Raw genomic sequence first — 8,356 nt, forward strand, 5'->3', positions numbered from 1 at the left:
CGGCCGGCTGCCCACCCCCGTGTCCATCGCCGACGTGCTGAGCCTCCCCGCCGCGGCGGGCGGCGAGCCCGCCACCCGCGAATGCCGGTTCGGCGCGCGGCACCTCAAAAGTTGCGATCACGTGTGAGTTCTCTCGCCTCCGCGCGCCGATTCCCGCTCGCCTCCGCTCGCCGACCCCCGCTCGCCTCCGCTCGATGGGCCCCCGGCCCGGGACGCCCCGCGGACCGGCGCGACTTCACGATACGTACGGCGACGAACGCCAGCGCCGCCAGCCCGACCAGCGCGACCACCGCCTTGGAGTAGACGCCGACGTACTCCTCCACCGTCCGCCAGTTGTCCCCGAGCCCGTACCCGGCCAGCACGAACACCGTGTTCCACAGCAGGCTCCCGAGCGCGGTGTAGACCAGGAACGTCGCCATCCTCATCCGCTCGACCCCGGCCGGGACGGAGATCAGGCTGCGGAAGATCGGGATCATCCGTCCGAAGAACACGGCCTTGGCGCCGTGCCGGGCGAACCACGCCTCCGTCCGGTCCAGGTCGTCGAGCTTGACCAGCGGCAGCCGCGCCACCATCGCGCGGATCCGGTCCCGCCCGATCAGCGCGCCGATCCCGTACAGGGCCAGGGCCCCGGCCACACTGCCGGCCGTCGTCCACGCGACCGCCGCCACCAGGCTCATCCGGCCCTGCGCGGAGGCGAACCCCGCCAGGGGCAGGATCACCTCGCTCGGCAGCGGCGGGAACAGGTTCTCCAGCGCGATCGCCAGCCCCGCCCCGGGCGCGCCCAGCTTGTCCATCAGGTCCGTCGCCCACCCCGCGACGCCCCCCGCGGGCTCGCTGCCGGCCGCCGCGTACATCGTCTCGATCATGTCCACGACGCTAGGAACCCGGGCGTCCCCGCCGCCATGGAGCGCACCGCCGATCCACCCGGCCGCGCACCGCACCCCGACCCTGCGGAAAACCGCACCCCGACCGCGCCGAAACCCCGGACGGAGGCGGGAATCCGCCCTAGTGTTGGATCACCGCCGTCGCCCGTTCAGGGGATCTGGGCGCACAACAGAAGGAGCCGCGCGCGTGGCCGACGACCTCCCCGAGAACGCACCTCCGGGCATCGACCCCTCCACGCCCACCTTCGCGCGCGTGTACGACTACTTCCTCGGCGGCAAGGACAATTTCGCCGCCGACCGCGAGGTGGCCGACATGGTGATGCAGCTCGTGCCGGAGGCCCCCGTCGTGGCCCAGGGCAACCGGGTCGCCATCGAGCGGGCGGTGACCTACATGGCCCGCGACCTCGGGATCGACCAGTTCGTCGACATCGGGTCCGGGCTGCCCACGTCGTCCAACGTGCACCAGTTCGCCCGGGCGGCCAACCCGGACGCGCGGGTGGTGTACGTCGACAACGACCCGATCGTGCTGGCGCACGGGCGGGCGCTGCTGACCGAGACCGGCGTCGCGACGTTCATCCAGGGCGACCTGTACGAGCCCGAGAAGATCTTCACCGACCCCGCGCTGACCGGGCTGCTCGACCTCTCGCGCCCGGTGGGCATCGTGCTGGCCGCGATCATCCACCACGTGCCGGACGAGCGCGACCCGGCCGGGGTCGTCCGGGCGCTGCTCCCGTTCCTGGCGCCCGGCAGCCACGTCGTGCTCACCCACCTGCACGACTCGGGCGACGACCCGCGCGTCGAGGAGGCCAAGCGCATCCTGCAGTCGGGGCTCGGCGGGTCGTACTTCCGGCACTCCTCCGAGGTCGAGCGGTTCATGGAGGGCCTCACGATCCTGGAACCGGGGGTGGCCCACGTCACGGAATGGCGGCCCGCCGGGCCCGCCGGGCCGCTGGAGCACCCGCTGCACAGCCAGATGGTCGCCGTCCTCGGGCGGAAGGACTGATCGGAGGATTCAGCGGAGAGTGAAACCGCTTCCGCCGGCGGCCGGCGGAGGAGGAGCCTCGGAGGCCCGATTCCCGCAGGCCGCGCGGTTACGGACGGCCTCGCCCCCCGGTTTCGGACCCGAGTCCGCTCATGATCCAGGTAAAAGATCTTTTTGATCGACTTTTCCGTTTAGAGCCTTTCTTGTAGCGTTCGCAGCGCTTTGTGAAGTGCATTCATGATCGGACTTTCCCGCCACAAGATCATCTGAGGACGCCGCGATGCCCCTGGCGACAGGCCTGGCCGCGGCCGCGCTCGTGGGCCTGCTGACGCTCCTGGCCACCGCGCGGCACGGCAGGCGCCCCGACCGCTCGGACGACGGGCACCCCGAGTCGCTGACGGCCGTCCTCGACCCGGGGGACGAGGAGTACCTCGCATGGCTGGCCGACCACCACTGGCCGGCGGACGAGTACCTCGACCTGGAGCACGAGTGGCGGATCGAGCTGGAGTTCGGCGAGCCGGCGGGCCACTACGAGTCGCCGCTGTGCCCCCGATGCGACCTGCGCCGCGAGGACGTCTGGCCGTGCCCCGCCTGCGGAAGGCTCCTGCACTCCTCCTGCGGCCACGGGATGCGGCGGCGCACCGTCGAGCGCCCCTACCGGACGCACGGCACCAACTCCGAGGCGGTCGTCGCCGAGTGGATCTGCACGGGCTGCACCGCCGTCGTCGGGCTGGACGTGGACCACGGCGGCGAACCGGACGGTGGCATCTTGCGGTGAATCGCCCCTGATTGCCCGAGCTTCGACGGGTTCACACGCAGTCGAGGGTAAAAAATTCGCCAGCCACTTGCATATTTCGGACGCAGCGCGGCAGGCTGCAATATGTCCTTAATCACGTGGGACACCCGTGGAGGAACCCTGTGACCGCCGAGCACGACACCATCTGCCAGCACCAGCCGTCCTGCCCGCTGCCGGACGACCTCGACCGCGAGGCCGCGCGCATCATCGCCGCCCACCCCGAGCAGGGGTGGAACCTCCTGTGCAACGGCGTCGTCGTCTTCGACGACACCGGCGAGCTCCTTCCCGACGGCCGCGTCATCGCCCCGCACCGCCCCACCACCGCCGCCTAGAGCCGGCGCCCCGTCCCGGCACGGTCGTCCGATCGCGTGCCGGTCGTCGCCGACGCCGGGCGAGCCGCCGCCGCGACACCAGGGCGCGCAGTGTCGGCGCCCTGACGGCCCACTCCCGCTGAGACGACCATCCGCCGCAGGCTCCCGCATGAGTTCATGAATCGGCGCTCGTCCTCGAAGGCGCCCGCCCGCGGCCCGCGCACCGGGATCCTCCACTCCCCCTGGTCCACCGCCGCCGCGCCCTGAGCGCCGCACCCTCCACGCCCCGCAGTGGAGTCCCGCGCCCCGGCGAAGCCGCGCCGCTCCGGCAGCCGCCGCGACCCGGCGCCGTTCTTCCAGCCCCGGCCCACGCCGAGACCAGCTTTCCGTGCCTTCATGAGGCGACCACCACCGGACTCCAACCCGCGTGCCAAACCCTGGCAGCGTGCGACGAAAGCCCGCGTGTCGTGGCGCCCCCGCGCGAGGAACGCGCTCAGCCTTGGAGAGGAGATCGGACAGGGGCGTGGCGACCCCGGACGGACCACGCCCATGCGCGCGCGTCCGCACGAGACGTCACGCGCCGTCCGTCTCCAGAGATGTGCATGTCGGGCTCCCATCCGGCGGGCGATCCCGGTAGCGTTCAACTGTTTTGCTACTTACGCAACATTCATGCGGAACTCGACCGCGAAAGGACGGTGTGGGTGTGGTCACAGTCCTGGTCCTCGCGTCCCTGGTCGCCCTGTTCGGCCTCTTCCTGCCGAACCTCCTCCACCCCATGCCGCCGCGGCGCGCCCCGGAGCCGCCGCCCGCCCCGGAACCGCGGCATCACGCCCCCGAGGCGTCGCGTGCCGTCCCGCCCCCCGCCGCCGAGCCTCCGGGCCACCCGGAGTCCATGACCGCCGAGCTGGACCCGGGCGACGAGGAGTACCTCGCCTTCGTGGCCGACGAGCTCTGGCCCGACGACGAGTACCTGGAGCTGGAGCACACCACCGACGGCGAAGAGGAGCCCGGCGGCAGCAGCATGCGCATGTGACCGGGCGAGCGGGCGTGGAGCGTTCCGAAGCGCAGGGGGCGGACGCCCGGCCGGCGTGTCCGGTGAACGCGCGCGACCGGCTACGTGGTGGGGAGGGGCGCGCCCGTCTCCACGAGGGTCTTGAGGCCGGACAGGACGTGCGGCCAGCCGTGCCGGGACATGCTCAGCAGCACCTCGCCGCCCTCGTGGACGACGGTCAGCCGCACCGTCTCCCCGACGGGTTCGAGCTCGCAGGTCACCTGGGAGCGGGGTTCCCGCAGGAGCCGGGCGCGGGTCCCCTCGTCCACGCCGGCGGACCGCGCCCACTCCGGCGTGAAGGTGTGCCAGGTGTAGGAGAGGCGCCGTCCCGGCTCGGCTTCGAGGACGACCTGCTCGGGGTCGGACGTCGTCGCGCCCTCCTCGTGCCAGATGACGGCGGACCCCGGCCGCCAGTCGGTCTCGAAGGCGACGCCCCAGTAGCGGCGGGTGAAGGCCGGATCGGTGAGGGCCTCCCAGAGCCGCTCCGGCGTGCTCTTGATGTAGATGGTGTAGACGAACTCGTTTCCGGTCATCGCGTCCTGCTCCAGCGGGCCTGGGGGGGTGTCTAGGGCTTGCGGCCCACGGCGCCGTAGGCGTCGACGGCCTCCGGCTCGGCCGCCGCGTCCGGCCGCCAGTGCGTCACCGGGACGATGCCCGGCTCCACGAGTTCCAGCCCGTCGAAGAAGCGCCCGATCCCCTCGGGCGTCCGCAGGACGAGGGACGCGTTGCCCGAGGCGTTCCAGACGTCCACGATGCGGTCGGACGCCTCGCCGTGCACGACGTTCGTCCCGTCGTACATGGCGAAGTAGCTGCCGGAGGGGACCGCGTCCATGAGCCGCCGCACGATCCGGTACGCCTGGTCGTCGTCCGTCACGAACTCCAGGATGCCCATCAGCGTGAACGCGATCGGACGGCCGAAGTCGAGCGTCTCGGCGGCGGCCTCCAGGATGGCGTCCGGGTCGCGCACGTCCGCGTGGATGTAGGCGGTGCTCCCTTCGGGCGTGCTGGTGAGCAGACCCTTCGCGTGCTCCAGGACCAGGGGGTCGTTGTCGACGTAGACGATTCTCGACTCCGGCGCGGCGCGCTGGGCGACCTCGTGGGTGTTGTCCACCGTGGGCAGCCCCGTGCCGATGTCGATGAACTGCCGGATCCCGGCCTCGGCGGCCAGGTGCCACACCACCCGGTTCAGGAAGAGCCGGGAGGCCCGTGCCAGCCTCGCGACATCCGGCAGCATTCCGAGGATCTGGTCCCCGACCTCGCGGTCCACCGGATAGTTGTCCTTGCCGCCAAGCCAGTAGTTCCAGATGCGCGCCACATGCGGGACGCTCGTGTCGATGCCTGGCACGGGTTTCTGGTCGCTCATGCGCCCACCCCCTCGGCCGATCCCTTCCCTCTACGGGGCGAGGTCAGTCATCGTCGTCCGCCTCCCCGGCGGCCGCCCTGCCGGTCGCGGCGTCCACGGTGACCTCGTGCTCGCTCCCGTCGGCCCCCGTCACGTCGACCTCCCAGACCGCTCTGCCGCCGTCGCGGTCGAAGCCGGCGGACGTCGCGTGGCCGGGAACCGTCTTGAGCGCGGCGGCGGCCGCGCCGACCGCGGAGGTCTTCGCGTCGCGCAGCGCGATGGCCTCGCCCCGGTCGTCGTCCTGCTTCTCGGGACGGTCGGCCACGACCTTGCCGCTGCCGGAGTCGACGACGACCTCGCGCGCGGCGCCGTCGCCGGTGAGGACGTCGACCTCCCAGACGGCGGCGCCGTGCTCGCCGTCCAACTCGATCTCCCGGACCTTCCCGGGGACCGTCTTCAGCGCCGCGTCCGCGGCCTGCGTCAGCGAGACGGCCGTCCTGGCGGACCTCTCCCCGGACGGCGAGTCGCCCTCGCCGCCGTCCGCGGCGGCGATCGCGGCCGTGGCTCCTCCCGCCGCGAGGGCGCCCGCGGCGAGCACCGTGACCAGCAGGCCGCGGCCCGCGACCATGCGCCGTGCGTCGAACCTCATCGTCACTCCCATCTCCGGGTGCCGTGCCGGCCTCTCCGGCCGCACCTTCCGCCCTGGACGATGCCGGGCGTTCCTGTAGCGCCGCTGAAGCAACCTGAAGCCGTCTTCAGGTGCTGTTTGGCAGGCTGTGGGGATGCGCCTGCTGATCGTCGAGGACGAGAGACGGCTGGCCGCCTCGCTCGCGCGGGGGCTGACGGCCGAGGGGTTCGTGGTCGAGGCCGTCCACGACGGCGCCGAGGGGCTGCACCGGGCGCTCGGCGGTGGCTACGACCTGATCATCCTCGACATCATGCTGCCCGGGATGAACGGCTACCGGGTGTGCGCGGCCCTGCGCGCGGCGGGCGACGAGACGCCGATCCTGATGCTGACCGCCAAGGACGGCGAGTACGACGAGGCGGAGGGCCTGGACACCGGCGCGGACGACTACCTCACCAAGCCGTTCTCCTACGTGGTGCTGGTGGCCCGCGTCCGCGCGCTGCTGCGCCGCCGGACGCGGGGCGCGGCGCCGGCCATCGTGCTCGGCGACCTCACCGTCGACCCGGCGGCGCGGCGCGTGCACCGGGGCGAGACCGAGGTGGAGCTGACCGCCAAGGAGTTCGCGGTGCTGGAGCACCTGGCGGCGAACGCGGGCCGCGTCGTGTCGAAGGCGCAGATCATGGAGGCGGTCTGGGATTTCGCCTACGACGGGGATCCCAACATCGTCGAGGTGTACGTGAGCGCGCTGCGCCGCAAGCTCGACGTCCCGTTCGGGCGCCGGTCGATCACGACGGTGCGCGGCGCCGGGTACCGGCTGGCCCGGGACGGGGGCGCCTGAGATGGCCCGCCGCCCGGCGTCCGTCCGCGCCAGGACCACTCTGGGCGCGACAGCCGTGGTGGCCGTCGCGCTCGTCGCCGCCGGGCTCGCGGTGGTGCTGCTGCTGCGCTCGAACCTCGGCGGTCAGGCCGACCTGAAGGCCGAGGTGGCGGCCCGCGAGGTGGCCTCGCAGCTCGCCGCCGGCACCCCGTTCGCGGCGCTCGACCTGCCGGACGGGGAGGACCGTCCCGTGCAGGTCGTGGACGAAAGGGGCCGGGTGCGAGCGGCCAGCGAGGACCTGCGGCGGATCCACGGGACCGGCTCCTCCAGCGTGCGGCCCGGGCAGCCCCCGCGGGGAGGCGACGACGACGGTGACGACGATCCGGCGCGCGGCGAGGTGTCGGGCGGCGACCCAGAGTTCTCCACGGGCCGCGCCACCGTCGACGACCGCACCGCCGACTACCGGTTCGCGGCCGTCGAGGTGACCACGCCGCGGGACGAGACCGTGACCGTCTACGCGGGCGCCGACCTGGCCGCCGCCCGGGACGCGGTGGGCACCGCCGTCCGGGCCATGCTCGCGGGGCTGCCTCCGCTGCTCGCCGTCGTCGCGGGGGTGACGTGGCTGGTCACGCGGAGGGCGCTGCGCCCGGTGGAGGCCGTCCGGGCGGAGCTGGCCGAGATCACCTCCTCCGGCGACCTGACCCGGCGGGTGCCGGTGCCGGACGCGCGGGACGAGATCGCCGGACTGGCCGCCACCACGAACGCGACGCTCGCCGCGCTGGAGGAGTCGGTGGCCCGGCAGCGCGGGTTCGTCGCGGACGCCTCGCACGAGCTGCGCAGTCCCATCGCCTCGCTGCGCACCCAGCTGGAGGTCGCCGCCGCGCATCCGGAGCTGCTGGACGTCGGCGGGCTGACCGAGGACGTCCTGCGGCTCCAGCGGCTCGCCGCGGATCTGCTGCTCCTCGCCCGCATCGACGCCGGGGACCGCCCGCCGGTCAGTCCCGTCGCGCTCGGCGGGCTCGTCCTGGACGAGCTGGAGCGCCGCGCGCCCGGCGACCGGATCGCCGTCCGGGCGTCGGTCGAGGCCGATCCGCGCGTCATGGGCGTGCCGGGGCGGCTGTCGCGGGTGGTCGGCAACCTGCTCGACAACGCCCGGCGCCACGCGCGCTCGGAGGTCCGCCTGTCGGTGGCCGAGGAGGCGGGAACGGCGGTGGTGCGGGTCGCCGACGACGGGCCGGGGGTGCCGCCCGCCGACCGCGAGCGGATCTTCGAGCGGTTCGTGCGGCTGGACGACGCGCGCAGCCGGGACGAGGGCGGCGCGGGCCTCGGGCTCGCCATCGCCCGCGACCTGGTACTGGCGCACGGCGGGGACCTCGCCGTCCGCGAGGCCCCCGGCGGCGGCGCGCTGTTCGAGGTGCGGCTGCCGGCCGTCGGCCCCGGCTCCCCGGCTACCTGAGGATCTGGCGGGCCATGACCATGCGCTGGATCTGGTTGGTGCCCTCGTAGATCTGGGTGATCTTGGCGTCGCGCATCATCCGCTCCACCGGG

11 protein-coding genes are annotated in these 8,356 nt (G+C 73.3%); 6 read left to right on the forward strand and 5 right to left on the reverse strand.

Features of this window, described 5'->3' with window-relative positions; genetic code table 11:
- Window positions 1-104 precede the first annotated feature (104 nt).
- Window positions 105-866: a DedA family protein gene (locus tag AB0K37_RS38190; RefSeq protein WP_363989995.1), complete on the reverse strand. Its 762-nt coding sequence runs from the start codon at window positions 864-866 to the stop codon at window positions 105-107.
- A gap of 205 nt (window positions 867-1,071) precedes the next feature.
- Between AB0K37_RS38190 and AB0K37_RS38195 the strand changes: the two genes are divergently transcribed.
- From AB0K37_RS38195 to AB0K37_RS38210, 4 genes are all read left to right on the forward strand, one after another.
- A complete protein-coding gene (locus tag AB0K37_RS38195) occupies window positions 1,072-1,887 on the forward strand; it encodes an SAM-dependent methyltransferase (RefSeq protein WP_363989998.1) in 816 nt (271 codons plus the stop codon).
- Between the two features lie 259 nt (window positions 1,888-2,146).
- Window positions 2,147-2,644: a hypothetical protein gene (locus tag AB0K37_RS38200; RefSeq protein ID WP_345171857.1), complete on the forward strand. Its 498-nt coding sequence runs from the start codon at window positions 2,147-2,149 to the stop codon at window positions 2,642-2,644.
- 161 nt (window positions 2,645-2,805) lie between these two features.
- Window positions 2,806-2,994, forward strand: a complete 189-nt coding sequence (locus tag AB0K37_RS38205; protein WP_363990015.1) for a DUF5999 family protein — start codon at window positions 2,806-2,808, stop codon at window positions 2,992-2,994.
- Between the two features lie 682 nt (window positions 2,995-3,676).
- Entirely contained in the window at window positions 3,677-4,006 is a 330-nt protein-coding gene (locus AB0K37_RS38210; protein ID WP_363990001.1) for a hypothetical protein, read from the forward strand.
- Between the two features lie 80 nt (window positions 4,007-4,086).
- Here the strand turns inward: AB0K37_RS38210 and AB0K37_RS38215 are convergent, their stop codons facing one another.
- The 3 genes from AB0K37_RS38215 to AB0K37_RS38225 are packed head-to-tail and all read right to left on the reverse strand — an operon-like array spanning window position 4,087 to window position 6,015.
- Window positions 4,087-4,557 carry an SRPBCC family protein gene (locus AB0K37_RS38215; RefSeq protein ID WP_363990004.1) on the reverse strand — a complete coding sequence of 157 codons (471 nt, stop codon included), beginning with the start codon at window positions 4,555-4,557 and terminating at the stop codon, window positions 4,087-4,089.
- 32 nt (window positions 4,558-4,589) lie between these two features.
- Window positions 4,590-5,387, reverse strand: a complete 798-nt coding sequence (locus AB0K37_RS38220) for an SAM-dependent methyltransferase (RefSeq protein WP_363990007.1) — start codon at window positions 5,385-5,387, stop codon at window positions 4,590-4,592.
- A 43-nt stretch (window positions 5,388-5,430) separates the two neighbouring features.
- Window positions 5,431-6,015, reverse strand: coding sequence for a PepSY domain-containing protein (locus AB0K37_RS38225; protein ID WP_363990010.1), 585 nt, complete (start codon window positions 6,013-6,015; stop codon window positions 5,431-5,433).
- 133 nt (window positions 6,016-6,148) lie between these two features.
- Here AB0K37_RS38225 and AB0K37_RS38230 point away from each other — a divergent pair, with 133 nt between their 5' ends.
- Together AB0K37_RS38230 and AB0K37_RS38235 are read left to right on the forward strand one after the other, a co-directional pair.
- Complete coding sequence (locus AB0K37_RS38230) at window positions 6,149-6,829, forward strand: response regulator (RefSeq protein ID WP_353833662.1); 681 nt, start codon at window positions 6,149-6,151, stop codon at window positions 6,827-6,829.
- A gap of 1 nt (window position 6,830) precedes the next feature.
- Window positions 6,831-8,264, forward strand: coding sequence for a HAMP domain-containing sensor histidine kinase (locus AB0K37_RS38235; RefSeq protein WP_363990012.1), 1,434 nt, complete (start codon window positions 6,831-6,833; stop codon window positions 8,262-8,264).
- Here AB0K37_RS38235 and AB0K37_RS38240 read toward each other — a convergent pair.
- Window positions 8,257-8,356: acyl-CoA dehydrogenase family protein (locus AB0K37_RS38240; RefSeq protein ID WP_353833686.1), on the reverse strand; the 100-nt coding region annotated here is incomplete at its 5' end. The genes AB0K37_RS38235 and AB0K37_RS38240 overlap by 8 nt on opposite strands.

The organism is Actinomadura sp. NPDC049753, from assembly GCF_040674655.1.
Lineage (GTDB): Bacteria > Actinomycetota > Actinomycetes > Streptosporangiales > Streptosporangiaceae > Spirillospora > Spirillospora verrucosospora.